The following is a 24931-nucleotide window of genomic DNA, read 5'->3' as shown; positions in this document are numbered from 1 at the left end:
AAGTTGATTTAAATGAGGCATGTGCGAGCCTCGCAAGGTGCGTGACGAAACGCAGGCATCGCTGTGTACAAGCCATGGGATGTCGGGTTGCACTGAACAGTCAACGCGCGGCAACGCACTGAAATACACTGGCCGTGAGCCACCGACTGGGGCGGTTAGGCGTAACGAAGAAGCTCGCTCAAATCTGCCAAGATTGAAGAAGGATGCAGCGCACGCTGGACGTGCTTGACCGCGCAGGCCAAGCGTCCGAATTCATGTAGTGCTGGCTGCGGAAGGCGTGAACCGCGTAAACCCTAATTGCAGGGCTAGCCAACGCTTGAGGCAACTTCTTCTCCCAATCGGTCGTCGCTAGGCTGCTCGGCATGTAGGCGCATCGAGCTTCGTGGCAATCATGCGGTAAGCCACTGGGGCAGGCTGAGGGATCTAGCGACGAACCACAACTGGAGAAAACATGCGAGTCTCCCCAGGGACTTGGGGGGTGGGCACCGTCGTAGGACGTGTCGGAGCCCAATTCGTCATCCGACTCAAGTGGGCAACAATGGTGGCTGGTCGCTCGCGTTGCGGAATGATGGGTTTTGCAATCATCCAGTCCTGCGTGTACATGATGACCGCAGCACCCGAAAACCACGTGTGCCGTGAATGCAACTAAGTTTAGGAACTGGAGGATGCGGAAGAGCACGGGATTTAGCTGGATAGACAATCGGACGGCCAATCGGATTATTGGCATAGCAGTGCGTTGGGTCAAGAGCAACGCCTGAGCCCCGCCAACTATGCCACTCGAATGGGCTTGACTCCGAAGGTCTCAACCAGGATCGCGTACAGCACGGGCACTACGAATAGGGTGAGCACCGTGGTTAGCAGCAGACCGACAATCATGCAGTACGCCAATCCCTCCCACAGGGGCCCACCGCTGAGTGCGAGTGGAATGAGGCCACCCACGGTGGTTGCCGTGGTTAGAAAAATGGGGAGCATGCGTTGTTTACCAGCCTCTAGCAAACACTCCTGAAACTCGGTGTGAGTAAGGCCCACAATCGGCCCTCTGGCAGTGCCGGCCTGCTTCTTACTCGCCACGCGTTGGGCGATGACGATATCGGCAAACTCGATAAAGATGATCGCAGTATTCAGCACGATTCCAAAGAGTGCGAGGATCCCTAGCTGTGGCATAAATCCTAAGGATTTATCCGATAGGTAGAGGCCCAACCAAGCTCCAACGAGTGCCAGCGGCAAGGTGGACAGGATGAGTAGCGGCTTGGACCATCCGTTGTATTGGAAGATCAGGCAGAGGACAATCAAGAGCAAAGAGATTCCAAAGGACTTCATCATTTGTCCACCGGCTTCGCGGCTCTCTTCAAAGGCACCACCTGGTTCAATCCAATATCCGTTTGGCAATTTGGATTCCAGCTCCCGTAACGCATCTGACTTTAGCACGCGAGCAACGACGTCGTTACCCGTGACACCTGGTTCCATCTGAGAACGCACTTCGATGGTGCGGTTCATGTTGCGGCGCTCGATTTTGGCGAGTACGAATTCCGGCGAGAGCTCTGCGATAGAGGCTAGCGGGATCTTGCCGTTGTCTCCCTCTACATAGGCTGATTGCAGGCCACGAATGGAGAGTCTCGCCGCGCTTTTTAAGCGGAAGTAGACAGGGACATTGTGGTCTCCCTCCCGAAAGGTTGTCAGCTGCAGGCCCGAGTAGAATGAATTAAGAGTGCTGGCGACTTGTGAATTGGTAACACCCGCCAACACCGCTCGATTTTGATCGACGTCAATCCGTACTTGGAGTCCACTCACGCCCCAAGAGTCGCTGACATCCCACGTTTCAGGCTGCTGCATCACTATCCCCTTCAAATCTTCTGCAGCTCTTTTCAAAACTTGTGGGTCGGCAAAGCCGTTTCCGGCGATACGGAACACGAGCGGATCTGCGGGGGGGCCAAGTGCGAGGCGAACTGGGACAACGCGGGCTCCGACGATGGGCTCAATACCTAGCTCCTTCGCACCGCGTTCGCAGACTTCTCGTATCCGCTGGGCATATTGTTTCGTGTTGGTGTCTGGCGTTGTACGAACTAATATCTCGGCGAAGGAACGCGTCTTGGGCTCGGGATTCCATCCCAAGTGCCAACGCGAGCCACCACCTCCAACCATGGTGCGCATGGTACGCAGGCGAGGAGTCGTTGGGGCCCCCTCATCGCTTAGCTGGCGGATAATAGCTTCGACCTGGAGAGCCACTTGATCCGTTTGCTTAATGGTGGCCGTTTCCGGCAAAATGATTTTCACGGCGAACTGCGTTCCCGCCGCATCGGGAAAAAACTCTGAACTTACTGGCAGGCACATGATCCCTACCATCAAAGCGAGCGTGGCGAAGGCGGTTGCCCATTTGGCACGAATTGCGATTCCTCCCAAAATCTCGTATAGCCAGAATGCGAGATTGGCCTGACGCGGTGGCGACTGTTGGGCGGACTTGCGGCGGAATAGGGATCGCATGCGCTTGAGCAGGGCGATGACTGGGGAGCCTGATTCGCCTGCTCGAGGAGCGCGAATGAAGATCCCAGCCAGGATGACACACAGAGTCATCGCCAACAGCCAGCTCAACGCCAGTGTCGTCGAGACGGTAACAGGTAAGCTATAGACATATTCCTTGCCACCGCCCTCCAAAGAAAACAGCATGGGAATGAAGGCTGCCATGGTTGTAAGTGTACCAACCAGCATGGGAATCGCCAGCGTATTGGCACCATCGATTGCAGCTGCGAAGGGGGCCATGCCTGCTATCTGATTGGTTCGAGTCTGATCGCAAACTTGCACCGCATTATCGACCAGTAAGCCCAATGAGATAATGAGGGCAGCCAAGGAGATTTGTTCTAGTTGCACGCCAAACAGGGAGATCAAACCGATGGCGATGACTACCACCAACGGAATATTGGCAGCCATGACAAACGATGCACGAAATCCAACGACCAAGTAGACGACGATGACAACGATCAACACCGCTTCAAAAACGTTGATTACGACGTCGTTGATTTTTTTGGCAACACTCTCCGATTGATCGGAAATCGCAGTGACTGCAACGTCGGGAGGCAGGCGTTGGTCGACGTCGATTAGCTGCTGTATACGCCGTTTTGCCGTTTCGCACACATCGACAATGTTCGACCCAGACTTCATGGTAAGTCCCAACATTACAGCCGGTTGAGACAGACTGGCGTCGCCCATGCGGCAAATGTAGCTGGGAGGATCCTCCAGATCCCGGGTGACTGTTAATCCGAGACTGGACAACGGAAGGCTATTGGTGTCGTTGGCGGTTTTAACAGTACTGGCAATATGCTTGATTTCGGTAACCGCATTGAACTCGTCTCCTGCCTCGATGGTGAAGTGTCCCGAGGGAGTGTCCAAAGCACCACCTGCCTCGATGGCATTGCGTTGGCGCGCCAAGTCATCGAGCTGCTGGGTTGTGAAATTGAGTTGAGCCCAGTTGCCGAAGTCGGTCTCAATGTAAACCGCTTCTTGCCGGGCACCAAACATATCCACCTTGGCGACACCGGGAAGCAGGCGGAGTGCATCCTGGATGTCTTCTGCGCAAATCTCTAGCTCACGCGCTGAATAGGTATCACTCGGTCTAACCGTCGTGCGTCCATGAGTTGGTATCTGGTGGATCGCTAACACGAGGACGGCCGTGTCTCCGAACTCGTCATTGACAATTGGCCGCACATCTTCGTCTGGCATGGGAACCAAGTCCACTCGAGCGCGAACTTTGTCCCAGACGTTTTGAATATCAGCGGGAGGGATGTTGTCCTCTAGCTCCACAAACACGGTCGACTGCCCCGTCAATGTCGTTGAGCGAGTCAAGTGGACTTCTTCGATGCTAGTAACGCTCTGCTCGATTTTGTCCGTGATCAGTTCTTCGACAGTCTCCGCACTGGCACCTGGCCAAGCCGTGGTGATTACGCACACGCGGATCGTGAACTCAGGGTCCTCTCGGCGAGGCATGGTGAGGTAAGTTACGGTCCCCCATGCCATCGCTAGCAATACGAGCGAAATGACAATTGGCTGGTACTTGACCGCCCAGGCAGGTAGTGACATGCGTTGCAACTGCTTAATTTGCTGAGGACGAGAGGAGAGGGAGAATACTGAAGAGATGGTGCTTAATTTGATTCGTGAACCACGCGGATCGGTTGCCCATCCTGAAGAAAGTGGACACCTCCTACAATGATCTGCATCCCACTAGACAATTCCGGTGAAACGATTTGGATCATCTCACCCGCATCGAGATTCTTTGCCGGCACCAATTCGACTTGCAACTGGCGTGCCTTGAGGTCGTCCGCTATGAAGATATAGGCACTCTCCGACTCTTCGTAAATTGCTTCGATGGGGACGTAGAATCCCAGTGGTACATCATTGGGGGAGAGATTGGCCGTGAGCAAATCTCCAGGACGCAACATCCACTGAATTCCTGATTCCAGAATGACTCGATCGCCTGTCCAGGCTTCGGGGGACGTTCCATTCGTTTCGATTTTTCCAACGTACATGGATGTCGGAGTGACCTCTGCCGGAGCTTTTGCCGCCGACGGCAGAGATTCGGAGTGAGTCGCGTGGGGCAGGGATTCGTCTTGGCTGGTGGAGCTGTTTTTCAGCGTGACCGAGCGGAAAATCCAGTTGCCGAGGAACGGAATGCGAAGATCATTTTCGAGGATGCGCACCTTGCGGACGTGGAAGACCTTAGGCAATACGTCTCGCAGTCTCGCATTTTCCGCGATGTAAAAATAAGCCCCTTGATCATCTCGCAGAATGGAGGTTTCTTCGATCAACAACAGGTCTTCATCGGCACCAATCAATTTGTTCAGTTGAATTGGCCAAATGTCCTGAGCACGCGCCACGTGACGGTCGTCTTCGATGCCGGGTAGCGCATCTCGAAACGGTTCATTCATCATCAACAGGGTCATCGTGAATGTCCGCGTAGCCGAGTCGGCACTCGATTCAATGTTGTACACCAATGCATTCTCATGCCGTTCGCAACCGTCGGGCAACGTAAACGAGACTGGTAAGGAGCGTTGTCGCCGCAAGGCTCGCGACTGATCGACGGACAATTCAATCTCAGCCTTAATGGGGTTGGTCATTTGCAGTGTTAGAACGGGTGAACCCGCGGTAACGACACTACCTGGCACCACCATGACCTTGGCCACCTGGCCGTTGTAGGAACCATACAATGTTGTGTTGGCTAAATCTCTTTGCGTATCTTTGAGAACTTGCTCGGCCCGCCCTATCTCGGAAGCAGCGGCAAGGAGTTCCGCTTTCGCTTGTTTAGAGTTGGCCAACAGTGCTTTCAAATCAGCATCGCGGATTTGCAACAAGTTCTCAGCTTGGTCAAACTCCGACCGAGAAATCGAGTTTTGTTGCACCAGCAGATCCATGCGTTCCAGCTCAGTGCGGGCTAATTCCAGATTTGCCGTGGCAGATTCGATCTCAACCGGTAGCGATTCTTCGAGCCGTATTCTGATGCTCTCTTCCTTGAGCTTGGCAACCTCTAAATCTGCCAGGGCAGAGTCGACTGCGATCAAGTAGCGAGCGGGGTCGATCTGCGCTAACGGTGTACCGAGTTGCAAAACCTCTCCCTCGGGTGTCGAAACCGTCCCCTTGATATTTTTGCTGGGCTCAATAACCCACTGCAGTCGACCACTCACTTCGAATCCCAGATTTTCGGTCTTCCAAGAACTGACATTGGCCGTCGCATAATTGCTCGATTCCGGAATGCCCTTCTCCAATCTCAGCGTGGTTACAGGCCGCGGGGCCTTCGGGGCCAATTCCCTCGCCTCAGGCTGACAGGCGGTTAAAGTGGACAACGCAACGCAGAGAGCTAGAGTCATCCCAGCGGAAGGTTGGTTCGTCATATTAGGTAGCTTCACTTGGGTGCGTAGGCTTTGAGGAATCGCGTCACGACTTCGTTGAGGAATGCCTCCTGAGAGGTCGTGTGCATCTTCTTGGTAAAGTTCATTAAGGGGAGCCATAGTGCATAGGAAACTAAGGTTCCAATGAACTGTTCAGCGGCTAATTCCGGTTGAGGAACACTTATCTGGCCGTCGCGATGGGCCGCCCGTAACCAAGCTACTACCTTGGCATCAAGCAGGTCGGTTTGTTCCGCTAAGAGTCCGCCATACTGCGGGGCCGCTATGATTCGCGAGAAGACGATGCGAGCGAGGCTCTGAAATTCAGGAGCACTCACCGCAGAGGTGATCGTCTTGGCAATATGGCTAAGTTGCTGTTCAAGCGGAATGGACGCATCGTACGGATACTCAAGCGAAACATCCGCCTGCGTAATCATTTGTTGAATGATGGCGGTGAACAAATCGTCCTTAGTCGGAAAATGGTTGTAGACCGTCGTTTTGGAAGCGCCAGCACCCTGGGCGATCTGGTCCATGCTCGTATTGTCGAACCCGTGTTCTGCAAAAGCACCGATCGCGGCTGCGATAATGGCCGCGCGCTTGCGATCGGTGAGCCGCATACTGGTTCCTTCCGGCTTATTCAATCGAGACTCCTTAGGGCTACTCACCCAACATCCAAATTACCGCATGGGTGAACTGTACGGTACAGTACAGTTGCTGGCAAGGCGTTTCGGAGCGCTTTTTCAAGCTCGGAGGGACGCAGTGCTGGAGCACCACCCACCTGAGCGGATATTGTGCAGGGGTGTTGCAGCGGGCGAGGGGTGAGTAGTATGGGCTCGCCGACTCAGCTCCCCTTTTCACCAGCGACGAGAATTGGAATGTCCAGCACCTCTACCGCCTTGACGATTGCAGGATCCGACCCCAGTGGAGGGGCTGGCTTGCAGGCTGACCTCAAGACGTTCCAGCAGCTGGGAGTCTACGGGATGTCGGTCGTAACACTGGTGACGGTTCAGAATACGCAGGGAGTACTGCAGGTCGAAGTGCTTTCTCCGGAGCTGATGTCTGCGCAGCTGCAGTGCGTTTTGAGCGACATTCCACCGCTGGCGATCAAGACCGGTGCGCTGGGCAATGCACTCGTGGTCACAGAGCTTGCGCGGCAGCTGGAGGGCTACGCGGGACCTCTCGTCGTTGACCCGGTCATCGTCAGCAAGCATGGGCATCTCCTCGCTAGCGAAGACGTTATTGAGGCGTACAAGGAACAGTTGCTACCCAAAGCAACGTTGGTCACCCCCAACCGCTTCGAGGTGGAAAGAATCACCGGCGTTGAGTTGACCGATGAGCTATCGATTCTCCATGCCTTAAAAGAATTGCATCGCTTCTGCCCCGGATATGTGTTGATGAAGTTTGGTGAACTCGACGGACAGTCCTTGCACATCCTGAGCTCCCCACAGCGGCTCGACTCGCAGCAGGAGCTACGAAAAATTTCACAGCCAAGGTTGGCTGCACCGAATACGCATGGAACGGGGTGCATCCTCTCGGCAGCCATTTGCGCAAAATTTGCGTTGGGAGAAACGGAAGTCGAAACAGCGGTACGGTTCGGAATTGATCGCACCTATGAAGCCATCTTGGGGAATACGGCGTTGGGCCAGGGGATTCATCCAGCGGAGACTCGCGTGATGAAGGGGGCAGCCCCTTGGCTTTAATTCCATACCTGAAGGATTTTTTGCAGAGTCCCCTGCTAGCGCAGCTGCATTTGATCGAGTATTTTCCAGCAGTTCAGTTGCATGCGGGGCATGTGAAAGGGCCCTTTCCAGAGATTGCCCTTCAGTCGTGAACTCAGGCGGCCATCGCGGTGAAGATAGCCGTACCACTCTCCTTTTTCTGGATCAGGAAAGTGCTGGTAGGCCCAGTCATGCGCCAGCTGGTGCCAGTGGGCATACTTCGCCTCTCCCGTTAAGTGGTAGGCCAGCAGCGTCGCGATAATTGCTTCGTTCTGCGGCCACCAAAACTTCATGTCATGCCAATATTCTTGCACTGGCAAGCCCCGCATGTCCACAAAATAGAGGATGCCGCCATACTCCGCATCCCAGCCTCTGTGCCAGCTCCAGTCGAGCATCTGGCAGCCAAGCGACACCCAATCACGTCGGCCACGGAGGTGCCCCTCATGCATAATGAACCAAGCTCCTTCAATCGCATGGCCTGGATTCAAGAGTCGACCGTCGAAGTGATCGAGGATCTGCCCGCCCTGCCCTACCGTTTCCATCACACATTGAAGATCCGGTTTGAGAAAATCGCGTTCGATGGTCTGGATACTTCGTTCAATCCATTCGTTAGCCTGGGGGAAGTCGATGGCACCACGCAGCTCTTGAGCGGTGACAATGGTCATCATCGGGAAGCCGAGTGATTTCGTGGGACGCACATCGGTGAATTTAGGCTGGACTCCCTGAGGGGCGAGATTGTGTTGGACAAAGCGTTCAAAAGCGTTGGTGGCTTTGTCTGCGAATTCAGAATTTCCGGTGGCCTGGTAAAGTTCGCCGTAGGCGATGGCAGCGAAGCATTCGGAAAAAGCGTACCTGCGCTTTCGAATCGGCTCCCCCTGACGCGTCACATGAAACCACATCCGCCCATCGGTGGGATCAAAGCAGTGGTTGTCAAGAAAGCTGGCCCCATGCATCGCCAGCTCAAGCCACTCGCCGCGACGTTCTACGTTGTTGTAGAGTTCCCCCAAGAGCCACGTGAATCGGGCTTGCTGCCAAACTCCTTTGTCGGTGTCGATCACGCTGCCATCGCGATCGAGCGACATCATGAATCCGCCGAACTCACGGTCGACACAGTGTTCAATCCAAAACGGAAGTGTGTCCTCTAAAAGGCCATCGCGGTAGGTCCGCCGTAGGTCTGCGATACGCGCTTGATCCATGAGTCTTGAAATGTCTAGTTGTGAGGTAAGGGGCGGGCCGTAAAGGGCGTCGTTCGTCTACGTGTGGGGTTGGATCGTGTAGACCGTGAGCCCCGCTAAGTCTTTGTCCGACGCTCCCGTCAAGCAGCTGGCTATGTAACCACTTATAAAGCAAGAGGTCATGCCACAAGCGGTGTAGAGGTACCCATTTAGCGGAGTGAAATACCAGAGGCAGAACATTACCAAGGCGCCGACTCCGGCCCCGACCATCGCACCGGTCGCGTTGGCCCTCCGCGTAAGGCCTCCCAAGATGAAAAGCCCTCCAAGTACTCCCATAAACAGGCCGATTACAATCACAAAAGTATCGAACAGCGATTTGATGCTGGGGTCCACAAAGAACAATCCGAGAGTCGTTCCCAGCACTCCCATGAAGAGCGTCAAGCCACGCGCCACGCTCAAATATCGTTTCTCCGAATGGCAAAAGTTTAGAGGTCGTAGAAAGTCGGTCACTAGGGTCGTCGCGGTTGAATTCATGCTGGTCGAAACCGTCGACTGCGCTGCGGCAAAGACAGCCGCGACGATCAGGCCAGCTAATCCCGTCGGCATCTCTCGCGCAATGAATAGGGGGAAGACTTGGTCGGTGGTGATGTTGGGATCGAGTCTCTCTGGGTGCGAGTGGTAGTATGCGAAGAGAGCGGTTCCGATACCAAAAAACAGCAACGTGGCTGGAATGGTCAGCACTGCGTTGGTCCAAATTGCTCGGGCCGCAAGAGATTCGCTTGCCGTGGTCATATAACGCTGCACAACCGCTTGGTCTGCTGAGTAAGAGGATAAGTTCTGGCCAATTGCGCCCACGATAATCACCCACAGAGCAATTTGGGCGCTCGTTGGGCTGAGATGCAGATTGGCGATCGTAAACTTGTCTGCCTCGGATGCGGTGGACAAGAAACCCCCTACGCCCCCGTCCGTCCCGGCGATGAGCAAGGCGATGGCTAGTGTCGCACCTCCGAACAACACGACGGTCTGGATCGTGTCTGTCCAAATGACTGCTTCGATACCGCCCAAAGTGCAGTAGATGATACTCAACACTCCCATCAATAGGACCGATTGCGACGGCGTGAGGGGAGTTGCTACGGCCAAGGCGAGGCCAGTGAGTGACATGACTACGGCCATGCGGAAGATGTGAAACAGCGTGAAACTCGCACTGCCAAACAAACGCACCGGCATGCTAAAACGCTTCTCGAGATACTCATAGGCACTCGTCGCGTCGATTCTCCGGAAAAAGGGCATTGCCACGTAGACGGCAGCAATCGCTACGATGGGAATCGTGAAATTTCCAACGGCGTAGACCCAGTCTTGTGCAAACGCTTTCGAAGGAATGCCGGTAAAGGTTAGCGAGCTGAGCATGGTTGCAAAAATGCTGCAACCCGCAGCCCACCAGGGAATGCGTTTTCCTCCTCGAAAGAAGTCGTCGGTGCTGTTGTTGTAGCGGGAGAAATAGACGCCCACTCCAACCATCGAGAGCAAGTAGGCAAATAGGACCAAGTAGTTGACTGCTCCGAAACTTCGTTGCGGCTGGGAGGTGCTAATTTCAAACACTTCGGCAGACCGAACGCGAGGCCGCACCTCGCCGGTCGGCAGAACGATTCGATCGCCCCAACGCACCGCTTGGGTCGTCACTTGGTTTGCTGGTGTTGGTCCCGCTTCGATCCAGGTGTCGGTAATTGTATGATAGGCAAGAGACTGTTTGATAAATCCAGGATGAGAATCGCGCAGTGCATCGGTTTGCGAAAAGAGTTCCTCGGTGGCACCACTGAGCACAAAAATATGACTTTGCCCCACGTCGATTCCGGTACCTGCCATTACGCACCGCGGCACATCGCTTCTCTGCCGCCACGAGCGTGTACTTGGATTGAACTCCCACACATCTCGCAGGAATTCAAATTGTTCTGGCACGCGTTCGTTGCGTCCACTGATGACATACACGCATTCATTGAATCCGTTGTGTTGGTGGACGGTTAGATTGAGGGCCCGCGGAGGTCCTGGACACGCGGGCAACTCCTGCCAGACGAAAGCTTGTGGGGTGCCCCGCAGTGATAGATCGAGTGACCAGAAATTGCTCATTGCTGAGGTGAGTGAGGCTCCGCTTTGCCCTCCCGCAACGTAAACGACATTGCCAATGAGGGTGGCCGCACCATGTGCGCAGGGACGGGGTAGCGACGGCAATGGGGTGGTTTGAATCGAGCGTTCCTGTTGATCCCAACTCATTATGAAAACTTGGTCGAATACCTGCTCCGCATCGTTACCGCCGATACAGACAATCCCGTCGGGCGTGGAGACGGAGGTCCCGTAAGCGACGGCCCGAGACAGACGTCCAGCATCGTGCCATACATCCTCGCCTGCCTCCTGAGTCAGCACATAGATTTTATCGTGCCAGACCTTGTCGTTTTCCCAAACTGGTTTGGGGAAGTTTGCACCACCAGCAACGACCAAGGCATCACCGTGCACACCGACAAAGGGGCCGGCGACCCCCAGCGCGTCAGGCAATGGAGGGAGAGATTTCCAGGCAAGAAGGTCTTCAGCTCTAGTGGCTACGGGACAGCACAACGCGCACAGGACTACGCTTGCGAAAAGGTTCACGTTTCTCATGCGGAGCCTTGTGAAGGACTGTGTCAAAGTTCAATGCAGTGATCGATAACCAACTTGTCAGCGGAGAACAGCGGCGCAACCACGCCTCGTGCGTTGCGCCGTGTCTCGCGGACGTTGATTCGAGTCTCGACGAGTCTCCCCTGCTTGGCGGCAGGCAGCTTGAGATCCGTGGGTTGCTTAATGAGCATTACTAGGGATGCTCAATTAATAACTGCAAAATGGTCTGGGCATACAGACGGTGCCCAAAATCATTGGGATGGTTCAGACCGTTGCCTGTCAGATCGAGATCGTTCTTGCGATGTAGCAATTCTTCCCAAACTGCGGTCAAGTCCGCAAAGGCAACGCCTGGTCCAACGAAATTTGCCTGTACATCTCGGTACTTGAAGAACATTTCACGAGGTGTGTGTATCCACTCGATATTCCCTAACATGGGAGTCACCATAATAATTTCGATGGTCGGGTCTGCCGTCTTTACCCTTGATAAAAACTCTTCAGTTCGCTCACGGAACCACGCGGGATCGCGTCGCCCTACATCATTCATACCATATGCGAAGATGATCAGATCCGGCTTTTCTGCAAGCAACGCGTCGAGATCGGTAAGGCCGTTGGCGATGCTCCAGCCTCCGACGGCGCGATTCTTCATGGTGATTTCGCTGTCGTAACTCGATTCCAGTTGTCTTTGTACCAATTCGGGAAAGGCTGGCTGATGGGGAGCAACGTCGTTCAATCCCGACGCGTCACCTCCGGCGCTGATACTGTCACCACTGACTCCAATCACCAATGGCTTTCCACTCTTGAGTCGTTCGAGGGTGCGTGGTAGCAGATCACCCGATTCGGCAAAACGCTTGCTTTGCGACGAGTTGCGGAGAGGGCGATAGGTCACTTCGATTTGGTGGTCATGGAACCATCGCCCTGGCCCGTACAGCAGGGCTTGTTCTGGATGTCCCACGCGGTGTTTGTAGCTGTTGGGGGAGTTGATGGCAGGATATTTCGATTCTGTCGTGATGAATGGTACATCGAAATCCGAGGGAAACGTAATTCTCCCTGTCGCCGCGTCTACTTGGAAGTCCGTTCGCGGATTGTAAGTGTGCGTTCGATTGGATGTTCGCACTTCAATCAGTTCAGCGACGGGATAGGCGAGACGACCGACCAGCGGGCCACCAGGTGCTCCTTGAAGCAGCGTTACACTTTCGCCGTGGATGACTTCGCTGTCCCAAGCTGGATCGAGCAGATGCCATTGCTCAACGGAGTCGGCCCGATCATTGGCTGCTTCGCTTTCTGCGGCGGGTTGCGTTCCAACTGGCGATTGTAAATACGCGATCAAATCACGCCGCTCTTGCTCCGGGAGATACTCTAGTATCCGTTCGGGCATCATCGATAATTGGGATGCTCGACGCTCCTCTAGATTTTTGTGTGGGACCAAGATCGTTTCGGTAGCTGTTTGCAATGTAATTTGCAGCTGGTCCTCCTCCGTGATGACTCCTTGCAGGATACGGCCGTCGTTGAGCAGCAGCATGGTGACGCGATAGTTGGTCGGAACTATGGCGCTGGGATCGAGGATGTTGTCTAGCAAGTAGTCCAAGTTGGCGCGTTGGGAGCCTGTTAAGTCAGGACCAATGGTTCCCCCTTCGTCAAACAGCCGATGGCAGGCCGCGCACGACTTGAGGAACACTTCGCGTCCGACGGCCAAGTCCGCTTGGGCCAACGCTGCGGTAGTAAATTCTTGACGGTAGGCTTCGATTACTGCGAGCTTCGATTCGGAAACCGGTCGCACCTCTCCCCAGACCTCGCTCAACCTGTGTGTGATCTGCGAATCCTTGAGTGCTTGTAGCTGCCGGATGATCAGCGCGGATACGTCATGTCGCGGAACGACGCTTTGTTCGATTGCAGCTAATAAATGTTCGGCAAAACTTAGACGAGTTGTCAGGCCTTGAATGATTTCCTGCTGTTCGGATGGACTGACGCTCGCATAATGCTTCAACAGCAACGGAGGGACGGTATCACCACCGACCGACAGCAGGCCGCGGATAACTGCAGGCCTAAGCTTAGGGTCGTCCAGGAGGCCGCGAAGCGTAGACTCCATCTGCGGGGCTTTGCGGGTCAACAGAACGTCTAGAGCGGTCAGACGCTGCGCGGTTTCTTGAGTGGGATCGGAGAGCGTGGCGCGAAAGCCTTCCAAAATCGAGCTGTCCCCAAACAGGGTTCCCAGCATCTTTCCCGCGTGCTGTACTTCCGGATTGGTATGGGCCTGCAATCGAGCGTAGGTATCCCCCCACTCCTCGGGCATCGGAAGCGACTCTACGCCGGCGAATGCCGTTAGGACTCCCTGCAAGGTGTCGTAATACCAGTCTGCGTCGTCCTCGCTTCGCCAGAGCGCTGAGAGCCGATCGAATCCTTGATCGGTTCCCACCATTCGCCGTGCGATTAGAGTCCGCACTAGCGGCATTGTGACATCGGGAAGCCACTCAAGGACTAAGTCGGGATGCTCCGCTACCAAGGGTTCCAGTGCATACCAGTTCAGGGCTTGGAGCAACGGGTCTTGCGCGTCTTCGGTATTGGTGACTAACCGCTGAAGGATTCCTCGAGCTTCTTCAAAATTCCCACTGCGAATTCGATATTGGCAGGTGGAAGCCAGCCCTCGCCGAATGAGCGATGTCGAATGGTCGTATTGAGACTCCAGTGCAAGGAGAAGTTCTGGAGTCCAACTGCCTGGTACATCTGCAGCGAGTTGGATCGCCCAGAATCGAACCCATTCGGGGGCGGATGGCTCAAAAGCACCCGCAGATTGGATAGCCGCGATACCGCCGACCGCATAGCGTGCCCACAGTTGGCGGAGTGCTTCACGGTCATTTTGCGGAGCCATTGCGTCGAGCAGTTTTAGAATCGCCATGGACTTTTCGGGGGTGGAGGCGCGCTCGCTGAGCAGGCGGCGGGCTTGGCGGACCTGCCACTCATTGAGGGATGCCTGAAGGTCCACCAACTCCGAGTCAGAGGCGCGATTCAAGTCTGACGGTAGGCGAACGTCGGCGCCATGCGTGATGCGGTAGATGCGGCCATTGGTTTTGTCCGCTACTTCGTAGTTGTGGCACTCTCCGGTATCTGTCCAATCGGTAACGTAAAGTGCGCCATCTGGCCCACACTTTACGGCAATCCCGCGAAACCAAGGGTCGTTGGCATGCAGGAAGTCCGTCTCATGTTGCGCCACGTAGCCGGCGCCGGAGCGTGTAAGCGAGTCGCGGTTCAGGCGGCTGCCGTGAATATTGGCCATGAAGACGTTGTTGCGATACTCGGCGGGAAAGTTGTCGCCAAGGTAAATAGCGCATCCTGAGTGTGCATGCCCACCACCGGCATCATCGTGTGCAGCCCCAGATCGCGACTCGGTCCAGTGTCCGCCTCCCCAATGGATATGATCCGCGCAACTAGGAAGGAGGGTGTAGGCATAGGGGTTCAAGTCTTGTCCAAACATTCGCTCATAATGAGCTCCTGGGACAACATGAAAAATGTGTTTGATCACGCAGTTGGTAATGAATGCTTGACCATAATCATCGAAATCCAGGCCCCAGGGATTGGTGGAACCACTAGCCACCACGTCAAAGACTTTGCGAGTCGGGTGATAACGCCACACGCCGCAGTTCAACAGCGTGCGTTGATCGTCAGGAGTGCCGGGCGGTCCAACGCGCGAATTGGAAAGGATGCCGTTGCAACCGTACAGCCAACCATCGGGGCCCCATATTAGGCCGTTGGATACATTATGCCGCGCGGTTAAATCCCATCCGTCCAGCAAAACTTCTGGAGGGCCGTCGGGGCGGTCGTCGCCGTCGTGGTCGGGAACGAAAATCAGATTGGGAGTTGAGGTTAGCCAAACTCCGCCATGGCCCAGCTCGATACCGGTAAGATTTGCGCCATCGTCTAGAAACACGGTTCGTTTATCGTGGCGACCATCGCCATCGGTGTCCTCAAGAATTGTCACACGATCATGGCCAGTGCCATCGTCGGTCCACTGGGGATACGACAGGCACTCAACCACCCACATTCGACCTCGACGATCGAAAGTCATGGCAATGGGCTGCACGACATCCGGCTCACCCGCAAACAGCGAGACCTGAAACCCATCGGGAGGTGACATGCTCTCCGCAGCTACGGTTACCGGCAAGGGTTCGTCCCGCTTATCCAATTCAGCAGCGCTGAGCCGAATGGGCGCGAATAGTGCCAAGAACACTAGTAAAAAGGTCGAGGACCGCCACTTCATCTAGAAACTCACATTACTTAAGAAATCAATCGTTCAACATCTGAAAACGTATACGCACCGTAAGTCTAGTCGATCACAAACTGCAATTCTACTTGGCACACTATTGGGGAGCCGCGCGGTCCATGTGTTAGTGAGCTGTGAGTGTTGATGGGGTGGCATGTAGTAAATCTCCGCACAGGGTATCGGGCGAGTTTTTTCAAGGGCTCCATTCTCCAAGGGCTCCATGAAGATTGGGGCTGCCTGAGCCCACGGGCGGTTGCTTGCGCGCAGCGGCACTTGCGCGCTGTGGAAAAAGACTGGAGTGGAAGACTGCAGTGCTTGCAACGTACGACTCGTGATAGGCTACAATCCTTTTTCAGATTGTCTTTCCTTTAGGCCTTATCCTTGGGCTCACCACTTTTAAGCTGTTGAATTGCGATGCGGATTTTTTGCTCACTCGATGTTGGCTTCCTGCGGTTGTTTCACTTCGGTCTTGGCACCGTGCTCATCGCATGTAGTTTGAACTGCGTAAACGCGGAGACTGCAGCAGCGCAATCCAACCAGCCTGCTGCCGCCGCCGCAACGCTTCCACGATGCGAAGTCGTTCCCATGGATTCCCATCAAGTCAGCTTCCAGATCGAAGGGGTAGAACGTTTTCGTTGGAATTACGGTGAAGATTATCCGCGTCCCTACTTCTTTCCGTTTCGCGGGCCATCCGGTGGGCTGTTGACGCGTATGGGACACCCGGGGGCTCCCGATCACGATCATCACCAATCGATTTGGTTTGCTAATCACAAAGTGAATGGGCTCAACTTTTGGGGCAATGCAACGGGGACCACGATTCGGCGGAAGCAGTGGTACGCGTACACCGATGGGGAGCAAGAAGCCAGCATGGCTTCCGCACTGGGATGGTACGCAGCCGACGGAAGCGAAGTGATGCATCAAGATTTGATTGCAGCCATTATTCCGTTGGAAAATGATGAATACGCGCTCGAAATTCAAACCACTTTCAAAACGCCAGCCAGCGGAACGCCGATCGAATTGGAACAGAATAACTTTGGATTTTTGGCAATTCGCGTTGCCAAAGGGGTCTCCAGCTTGTTCGGTGAAGGCACGCTATCCAACAGTGAGGGGCAAGTCGGTGAACCTGAGATCTTTGGCAAGTCCGCCCGTTGGATGGACTACAGCGGCTCGGTGGCTTCCAGTGAAGGCGAATCACGCACAGTGGTAACCGAGGGGATCACCTGTTTCGATCATCCGAGCAACCTTCATTTCCCGACTCCCTGGCATGTTCGCAAAGATGGCTGGATGGGGGCTGCGGTTAGTCTTGAATCGGGTACTACGATTCTTCCCGATGCGCCACTAAGGTTGCGATATCTGGTTTACGCCCATCGAGGTGGCTACGATCACGCGCAAGCCGAAGCGGTCTACCAGGCATTTGCCCATCGACCCGCTTGGGTGCTAAGTAAGGCGACGAAGCCTCACTATCAATACGAAGTTCGCCGCGAAGCTCAGTAGGCTAGTCGGACGAGAGGTTGTTCGGCGGGCCTCACCCCGTTTAGCGTGGCAGCGCGGCCGCCCACTGGAATCAGAGAACTCTTCGCCAAGTCGATGAGCTTGTCAGGCACACGCTACTGAAAAACGTTCTCCAGGAATCGCATGAAATTCCCTGAAGCAATTCGCTGGAGAGCGTCAGCGTTGTAGCCGCGGCGCTCCAGGACGTCGATTAGCTTGCGTACATCCGCGATGCGCTTGACGTCGGCCGGCGTCTGTTCGTTGCCATAGGCACCATCTAAATCGGTGCCGATGCCACAATGAATGTCGCTGCCCGACAGTTGGCAAAGATGGTCGATATGGTCGGCAACGGATTCTAGCGTGACCCCGTGCTGTTCAGGCGTCGAGGTGCCACGTACCCAATCGGGGGTCAGCATCCAGGCGTCCATTGCGGCGCCAATCACAGCGCCGCGAGCAAACAGTGCTTGAAATTGCTCATCGCTAAACTGCCGGTTGTGTGGCACCAGTGCTCGACAATTCTGATGGCTGGCCCAAATGGGACCCTCGTATATTTCCAGGGCTTCCCAGAAGCATGTGTCACAGAGATGGGTGACATCCAGAATCATGTTTAGGCTGTCCATTTCCCGCAACAGGCTGCGCCCCATGTCTCCTAGAGAACCGTCCGAGTTGGTGCCGAAAGCGTAGCGTCCTGGACCGTAATGGGCTGGTCCGACGGCACGTAAACCGTCTGCATGGAGGCGATGGAGGTAATCGAGGTTCACGAGAGCGTCGGCACCTTCGAGGCTCAACAGGAAGCCGATCGGGGCAGCTTCACGCTGGGATTCGGAGGTGGCGTTTTCGGCACAGTCGCGGTGCGCTTGTAGGCTGGCGGCATCGCAGATCAGTCGCATCTCGCCAGACTCTTCCATACAGCGGTACCAAGCTCGCTGGGCTTGGGTCATACCCCATGCTTGGGCTGCCGAACGCCAGCCTTGTACGGGGCTGAAGGCGTCGTGTTCGACGCGGGCGATGAGTGTAGCCACGCATCCGAGGATCCCGCCAGAACGCATTTCAGGCAAGCTGGTTGTTCCACGCCCGCGATCCATCTTGTCGCTCAGGTGCTGTTCTGTTGCGCGGATCGCGTCGAGGGGTTGAGTCAGGTCGCGATTCCATTCAATCGCGTTCATGGCTAAATCAAGGTGAGCATCAAATATCCACATAGGAACCTAAACCAAGTAATTGAGTAGCAAGACAATAAGCAACGCAACGAGTGACAGCACGGTTTCGAGCACTGTCCACGTTTTCAAAGTTTGAGGGACGGTCAGAGCAAAGAGCTCTTTGACGAACCAGAATCCACCATCGTTCACATGGGAGAGTGTCAGGGAGCCCGCGCCAAGTGCGAGGACAAGGAGTTCGCGGTTGATCGAAGCGTCTCCCGCAACCATGACGCTGACAATTCCCCCAGCGGCCGTAATGGCGGTGGTCGCCGATCCGGTTGTGACGCGAAAGGCAGCTGCGATCAACCATCCTAAAATCATCGTATCAACAGGGATTTGCTGTGCCATGGATGCCAGCGTGTCGCCCACTCCGCAGGCAATGAGCACCTTGCTGTATCCAGCTCCAGCTCCCACAACTAGCAATACGTTGGCTACCGGGAAGAGGCTCTCTTCGGTCATTTGAGAGATCGCCTTCCGCGAAAATCCACTGCGGACGCCTAACTGAAAATATGCCAGCAGAAGACCGATCAACATGGCGATAGTGGGAGTCCCCAGTGCGCGTAGCGCCATGGCTATTCGACTCCACCCAAAGCCAGAAGAGGCGAGTGGTTCCTCGACAAAACTCCCGATCAACATGAGCAAAATGGGCAATGCAATCACCAACAAGGAAGCCCCTAAGCCAACTTGCTTTGGGACCTCTTCGGCGCGGGATTGAGGAGTTGCATCGCTGTTCTCAGCCGGAACTGCTGGGGCTTTACTGAATTCCGGCATGGAGATTTTGCCTTCGAACAGACGCCAGAACAGAGGACCTGCAATTGCTGCAGATAGTGAGCCAACCAGTAGACTCCACAGGATGGTGCGGCCGGTATCGGCTTCGAGCAAATTGATTGCAACGAGCGGACCTGGATGCGGGGGAGCCAAGCCGTGCATGGCCGATAGACCTGCCAACATGGACATCGCGGGTATGAGTAAGCTGACCCTCGCAACTTTTGCCAAGGAGATCGCGATGGGGACGAGCAAGACGAGGCCCACGGTGAACCAGACTCCCACGCCGACTAGCAGGCCGACGGCCAGCATTGACCACCCCAGTCGATCGACCCCTAGGAGCCCCACCATTCGGTTGGCGATGACTTCGGCTCCTCCGGAGCGTTGCAGCAAAATTCCGGTCATCGCCCCCAGTCCTATGACCATGGCGGTTGAGCTGAGTACGCCGCCCACGCCTCCCGAAAAGTGCTGCCAAGCTTCGCCTAAATCAAGCCCTGCAGAGCAGGAAAGCACGATTGTCGCCACAATGAGTGATACGAAAGGCGATAGGGAAAATCGTGAGATCAAGACAATAAGGATGGTGACCGAAAACAAGAATGCAAAAATCAATTGGACATCATCGATACTCACGGGGATTTTCCAAGGTTGGAGAGGGACTGTGATCGATCGCGTCTAGTTTCACGCCGTGCGTCGTTAGAAACTAGTCGGCCATCTGCGAGGAACTAGATGGTACTCTATTGGGTACGCCTCGCACGACCGGGGGAAGAAATCGCTTCACTTGAAATTTGATATAAGGCGAGAATCACGTGATCCCTAAGAACAAGCCTGAACTTCATCGTCGAGACGTCCTCAAGGATGTTGCTGCCGCGTCATTGGCCAGTGCTATGGTGCCCTTCGGCTTCCATGCGCAAGCGCAGGATCTGGGACCAGCCAGTCAAACGCCTGCTCCTACAGCCAATCCATTGATCCAAGAGGAGAATGCTAAGGTTGGAGCCAAGGATTGGCAATTGACGCGTGTCCGACTCGACAAGACCGGCGGTCTCAGGAGTCCTCCGATCGAAGGCTATTGTTCCAAGCAAAGTGTGCAGGCAGGAGAACAATTAGAGTTCTTCGTTTCGACAGATCCAATTCAACGCTTCAAAATTGAAATATTTCGAACGGGCTATTACTCGGGGCGAGGCGCGCGATTAATGACTACGCTGGGCCCCTTCGAAGGTCGTCCGCAGAAATTGCCTGAAGTTGGAGACAAGCGGATTCGAGAATGTGAGTGGGCAGCCAGTGCGTCGCTAACGATACCTGACGATTGGCCGAGCGGTGTCTACCTTGGAAGATTGACGACGGAATCCGACAGCACGGGAGCAGGCTACTGGCAGAACTACACGGTCTTCATTGTTCGCGATGAACGCCCTGCCGATATTCTGTTGCAGTGTTCTGACAATACGTGGCAAGCCTACAACCAGTGGCCTGATGGCGATTCGCTGTATACCCATCCCAAAGGTGGCCAAGGTCCTTGGGGAGACGTGAGTTTTGATCGCCCTTACGGGAAATACCCACAGATTTTTGAGAACCCGCAGACATTCGGATCAGGGGAATGGCTCTGCTTCGAGTTCCCCCTCGCCTATTGGCTTGAGAAACATGGCTATGATGTAACGTATTGCTCCAATAGCGATATGGTAACTCCCGAACGGGGTTTGAAGTGCAAGGCGTTTATTAGCAATGGGCATGATGAATACTGGGATATTCGGCAGTATGAAAGCGTCGTGAAGTTGCGTGACGCGGGTGTTAACCTTTTGTTCTTGACTGGAAACGCAGTGTGTTGGGTCAGCCCCTATCGAAACAGTCAGAAAGATATTCCCAAACGTATCCTCTTTCGAGGAGGACCCTACGGCGGTGAGCATCGTTGGGCCGAATTGCGAGAGCAGGAACACGGCCCCTTTCCCCACCGCGGGCCCGACGAGGGGTATTTGATTGGCGCGAGGAATGTCGAACCGGTTAATGGCGGGGGAGATTGGGTATGCACCAATCCTGATCACTGGATTTTCGAGGGTACCGGAATGCAACGCGGCGAAGTGATTCCTGGCCTCATCGGATGGGAGTATCACGGCGATCCACCTGTAGACATTGAAGGCCTTGAAATTGTGGCCGAAGGGACCGCTCTGCAAGGAGGTATCAATCCTCAGCGCTGGGCCTCCACGATCTATCCAGGGCCTAAAGGGAATTTCGTTTTCAATGCGTCTACCATTTGGTGGTGCCAAGACTTGGCCAGCCCTCCAGGGCATTGGTTGCCTTGGTCCCATTGGTCTCGACCGCACGGCCCTGACGATCGGGTGCAGCGCATCACGCACAACTTGCTCCGCCGAGCACTAGCCTAAAAGTGTGTGTTGCCCCACCGTTTGTGATCTCTCTCGGCCTGCAAAACTATCGAACGGCTGGATGCTGGAATTTTTCTTTCACCATGCTAACGCGGTATTTCACTGCAAACGGTTCAGCGCAACCTGGCGTATTTCGATTGCATGCACGCTCACTGTGGAAAGAAATTACAACCGCGAAAGAAGCCAAAGAGACGAAATGGGAGGAGTGGAATAGTGCTGCAGGCAGCAGGGACTCGGCATCTCTACTTTCGCATATTTCGAATTTTTCGCGGTTACCTCTTCTCGGGGCCAGAGCAAGTTGGCTGCCTCAATCGATGTCGTCGCGTGGATGGAAATTGCATCGCCAGGATGGAAATTCCGCCAATTACAGCAGTAATGCGAACGCGACCGGTGAGTAAGAAGCATTGGTTCGAGCTTTGCGAGAGACCTCCTTTCGAACGGATTTCTGCACTGCAGCGGATTGGGCTCCTGCAATACGCTCCTGCGCGCAAAGTCGTGCGTATAATTATGCTTGCACTGGTATCAAATTTGCGAAGGTGAGGGGCATCGGCGGTAGATTTACTGTGCATTGTTGTTGGATCAAATGACTCTCCAAGAGGGCGTGAGAATGAAAAGCGGTCTGGGTCGCGCGTGCGTGGCAATCATGGTCTTGTTCGGTTCTTTGAACTCGGGAGCACTGGGGCAGGTGGATCAGGCACAGCTCCAGCGCACCGTCGATCGGGGGCTGGAGTATTTGAGGACGCGAGGGCAAGCGGACGATGGAGCGGTGAGTCCTAAGATTGGAATCGGCGTGACAGCATTGGCGGCGACCGCCATGCTCCAGAATGGTGCCACGATTGCCGATCCGCATGTGGCTAAAGCGGTCAAAATTGTTGCTAGTGCGACACAGCCCGACGGCGGGCTCTATGCAGATGATTCCAGGCTACGGATGTACGAAACCTGCGTCGCCATGCTGTGCTTGAAAATGGCGAATCAATCCGGTACCTACGATGGGCAACTCGCGAAGGCTTCGGCATTCCTAAGAGGAGAGCAATTCAATGAGGCTGATGGGAAAACCCCTGCGGACGAAGAGTATGGAGGAGCCGGCTATGGTGGCAAGTCGCGACCGGATCTCTCGAATACTGCCTTCTTCATCGAGGCTCTCAAGTCGATGGGGAATCCCGAGAACGATGCGGCAATCGCCAAGGCATTAACGTTTGTATCTCGCTGTCAGAATCTAGAAAGCCAATATAACACACATCCCGATGCGTCCAAGGTTGATGATGGTGGATTTTACTACACGGTGATCGGTGAAGGCGTTTCTGCGGCCGGAGAAACGGCAGATGGTGGGTTGAGAAGCTACGGGTCGATGACGTACTCGGGTTTCAAGAGCATGCTCTACGCAGGTCTGACGCCCGAAGATCCTCGGGTAAAAGCGGCCCGCACTTGGATTGAGAAAAACTACTCTCTATCTAAGAATCCGGGGCTGGGAGATGCTGGCTTATACTATTACTACCATCTTTTTGCCAAAGCCCTGAGCGTTGCCGGAATTGACACGCTGGTCGATTCGCAGGGAGTGGAGCATGATTGGAGAGCGGAATTGGTCGATCACCTAGCGAGCCTGCAACGAGGGGATGGATCTTGGGTGAATAGCAACACTCAGTGGATGGAAGGAGATCCCAATCTGGCGACCACTTTCAGCCTACTGGCGCTCAGTCATTGTCGGACTCAATAGCATTCCTAGGTACCGGCCAAGGCTACAAGGATCTTACCTCCCAGCAGTTGAAGGTTGCAATGCGTTTGCTCGGGTTACAGGCCAATCGGTCATAATTCGACTGCAAGATATGACGCGAGCACTGAGACATTAGCAAATGCAAGATGATGTTTGAATACGAAGGCTCTCGAAGCGAATTCCTAAAAATTCTGGCCGAATTCGGGGAGGAGCCGGCCTTCATTTCTCGCGGTCTTGCACCTCAAACTGCTTGGGAGCAATTTGTGAGTTCTTGCCGAACTCAACGTGAAGAATTCTTGAAGTGGCCGAAACGCCACTACGCAGTTCTGGCTAGCCAGATTGCGGGTGATTGGAAAAAACTAGAACGAAACGTGGCTTCGCCAGAAGATGTCGAAAAGCTCATGAATCTTCACGAGGAGCTTTCGTCCAATTGCACAGTGCCGTTTGATTTTTTTCGAACAACTGGCTCGGCACTACGTCAATTTCTCCGATCAGGACACCAGTTCAATAGGAACTGGACTGGTTTTGTTCACAGCGTTTCACTTGATTGTGTCAACAATCCACGCAGGGACTACAATCAATTTTATGAAGTCGAGAAGGGGTGTGCGTTTGGTCGGGTGACGCCAGAAGCGGATTTCGTAGCTCTTCCCATGGTCAATCGAAACGAGTTGTGGGAAAAATTTCCGTGTCTAGATCTACCGAAGTTGGCGTGACCCAGCAGCCTTCGCGGAACAGTGTGTCCCTACTAAGTGTGTTGCAAAAATGGCGGATTCTATTCGCGATCGGGTTTGCTGTATGCGTCGGAGGTGTTCGCTGGATTTTTGAATGCCTGTTGGTCGTCCCCTTGGTTCCCGATCCACAGAGTGCGATCTGGATCATGTTCTCCTCGGTTACGAGCGTGATCCTGGCGGTCACCATAGCTCCACTCGCTTGGTGTGCCTTTCGCGGACTGTCGGCAAGATCGATGGTGGTTCGGTGGGTGAGTGTTGCACCCGTCGTCTTGCTTCTAGCTTGGTATTCGACAGGCTTCTTCCAGCTTGCGCGAATGAGAATTGCCCTGCTCGATTCGGCAAATCCCCAAACGCATTCCGAGCGTCTGCGTCAACTGGCCGATTTTGCAGGAGGGCCGGGGTACGAAATCGACAATCGAGTGGCCAAGCACCACAATACGCCTCCAGATGTTCTGCGGTCGCTCCACGGTAGGCCTGGACAGATCGGTACTGAGATTTGTCTCGCTCAAAATCCCAATACGCCCGACGATGTGCTAATCGCAATTGCGGGCCGGAAAGATAAGTGGTCCAAGTACACCCAGGACGCACTAAACCGCAATCCACGATACACAGCGGTCTTGGGTGTACGGGATTGGGGAACTCCTGAACCGTCCGAATCCAGTACTGAGGCAATTTCTCGATAGCTCGATAAATTCGGATTGGGGAGTTCTTTCAGCAGGGCCGTATTGTCTCCGGTGAAGTGTTGCGAGGAGAAAGTATCGAATCCTCAAGGCAAATCTCGCAGAGGTAAATCGACAATTGCCGAATTGTGATGCAACGTTGAGTAAGCAATTTCGCGATCCGACGACGATCTGACTTAGGAACGCTGGCGCGATCGTCGGATTGATGAGCGTCTCAATGGTGGTGGCACTCTCGGGTGGAGGTCGTCGATGGGGGCCGTATGTGCGTTAGAACTTGGTGAGGACCTGCGATTTCACAGCGAAACCGCGCCGATGGAAGGA

General features: G+C 54.6%; 14 protein-coding genes. 5 read left to right on the top strand and 9 right to left on the bottom strand.

The window, feature by feature from the left end; all coding sequences use genetic code 11:
• Positions 1-768: 768 nt before the first annotated feature.
• From Q31a_RS18045 to Q31a_RS18035, 3 genes are all read right to left on the bottom strand, one after another.
• Positions 769-4071 carry an efflux RND transporter permease subunit gene (locus Q31a_RS18045; RefSeq protein ID WP_145080921.1) on the bottom strand — a complete coding sequence of 1101 codons (3303 nt, stop codon included), beginning with the start codon at positions 4069-4071 and terminating at the stop codon, positions 769-771.
• Between the two features lie 62 nt (positions 4072-4133).
• Positions 4134-5876 carry an efflux RND transporter periplasmic adaptor subunit gene (locus Q31a_RS18040; protein WP_197355381.1) on the bottom strand — a complete coding sequence of 581 codons (1743 nt, stop codon included), beginning with the start codon at positions 5874-5876 and terminating at the stop codon, positions 4134-4136.
• Between the two features lie 11 nt (positions 5877-5887).
• Positions 5888-6511: a TetR/AcrR family transcriptional regulator gene (locus Q31a_RS18035; RefSeq protein WP_145080915.1), complete on the bottom strand. Its 624-nt coding sequence runs from the start codon at positions 6509-6511 to the stop codon at positions 5888-5890.
• Positions 6512-6745: 234 nt separating this feature from the next.
• On the opposite strand from Q31a_RS18035, the gene thiD reads away from it, so the two are divergent.
• Entirely contained in the window at positions 6746-7570 is an 825-nt protein-coding gene (thiD, locus tag Q31a_RS18030) for a bifunctional hydroxymethylpyrimidine kinase/phosphomethylpyrimidine kinase (RefSeq protein WP_197355380.1), read from the top strand.
• A gap of 35 nt (positions 7571-7605) precedes the next feature.
• Here thiD and Q31a_RS18025 read toward each other — a convergent pair whose 3' ends face one another.
• Genes Q31a_RS18025 through Q31a_RS18015 form a run of 4 tightly spaced genes read right to left on the bottom strand, consistent with a single transcriptional unit; the run spans position 7606 to position 15661 of the window.
• Positions 7606-8784 (bottom strand): AGE family epimerase/isomerase, encoded by a 1179-nt coding sequence (locus Q31a_RS18025; protein ID WP_145080909.1) that lies wholly within the window; start codon positions 8782-8784, stop codon positions 7606-7608.
• A 57-nt stretch (positions 8785-8841) separates the two neighbouring features.
• Positions 8842-11412: a sodium:solute symporter family transporter gene (locus Q31a_RS18020; protein ID WP_145080906.1), complete on the bottom strand. Its 2571-nt coding sequence runs from the start codon at positions 11410-11412 to the stop codon at positions 8842-8844.
• Positions 11413-11435: 23 nt separating this feature from the next.
• Positions 11436-11600 (bottom strand): hypothetical protein, encoded by a 165-nt coding sequence (locus Q31a_RS30280; protein WP_197355379.1) that lies wholly within the window; start codon positions 11598-11600, stop codon positions 11436-11438.
• Between the two features lie 2 nt (positions 11601-11602).
• Complete coding sequence (locus Q31a_RS18015) at positions 11603-15661, bottom strand: PVC-type heme-binding CxxCH protein (protein WP_145080903.1); 4059 nt, start codon at positions 15659-15661, stop codon at positions 11603-11605.
• A 417-nt stretch (positions 15662-16078) separates the two neighbouring features.
• Between Q31a_RS18015 and Q31a_RS18010 the strand changes: the two genes are divergently transcribed.
• Entirely contained in the window at positions 16079-17158 is a 1080-nt protein-coding gene (locus Q31a_RS18010) for a DUF6807 domain-containing protein (protein WP_145080900.1), read from the top strand.
• Positions 17159-17271: 113 nt separating this feature from the next.
• On the opposite strand, the gene Q31a_RS18005 is transcribed toward Q31a_RS18010, so the two are convergent.
• Entirely contained in the window at positions 17272-18354 is a 1083-nt protein-coding gene (locus Q31a_RS18005; RefSeq protein WP_145080897.1) for a dipeptidase, read from the bottom strand.
• Between the two features lie 6 nt (positions 18355-18360).
• Positions 18361-19746 carry a GntT/GntP/DsdX family permease gene (locus tag Q31a_RS18000; RefSeq protein ID WP_197355377.1) on the bottom strand — a complete coding sequence of 462 codons (1386 nt, stop codon included), beginning with the start codon at positions 19744-19746 and terminating at the stop codon, positions 18361-18363.
• Positions 19747-19922: 176 nt separating this feature from the next.
• Here Q31a_RS18000 and Q31a_RS17995 point away from each other — a divergent pair, with 176 nt between their 5' ends.
• The 3 genes from Q31a_RS17995 to Q31a_RS17985 all read left to right on the top strand — a co-directional run bounded on the left by Q31a_RS17995 (position 19923) and on the right by Q31a_RS17985 (position 24613).
• A complete protein-coding gene (locus tag Q31a_RS17995) occupies positions 19923-21488 on the top strand; it encodes a N,N-dimethylformamidase beta subunit family domain-containing protein (RefSeq protein ID WP_197355376.1) in 1566 nt (521 codons plus the stop codon).
• 607 nt (positions 21489-22095) lie between these two features.
• Entirely contained in the window at positions 22096-23202 is a 1107-nt protein-coding gene (locus Q31a_RS17990) for a prenyltransferase/squalene oxidase repeat-containing protein (protein WP_231690821.1), read from the top strand.
• 682 nt (positions 23203-23884) lie between these two features.
• Positions 23885-24613, top strand: coding sequence for a hypothetical protein (locus Q31a_RS17985; RefSeq protein WP_145080888.1), 729 nt, complete (start codon positions 23885-23887; stop codon positions 24611-24613).
• Positions 24614-24931: the final 318 nt, after the last annotated feature.

The sequence above is a fragment of the Aureliella helgolandensis genome (assembly GCF_007752135.1).
Lineage (GTDB): Bacteria > Planctomycetota > Planctomycetia > Pirellulales > Pirellulaceae > Aureliella > Aureliella helgolandensis.
The sequence above is the reverse complement of the archived record's forward strand: the minus strand, read 5'-3'. Positions and strand labels throughout refer to the sequence as shown.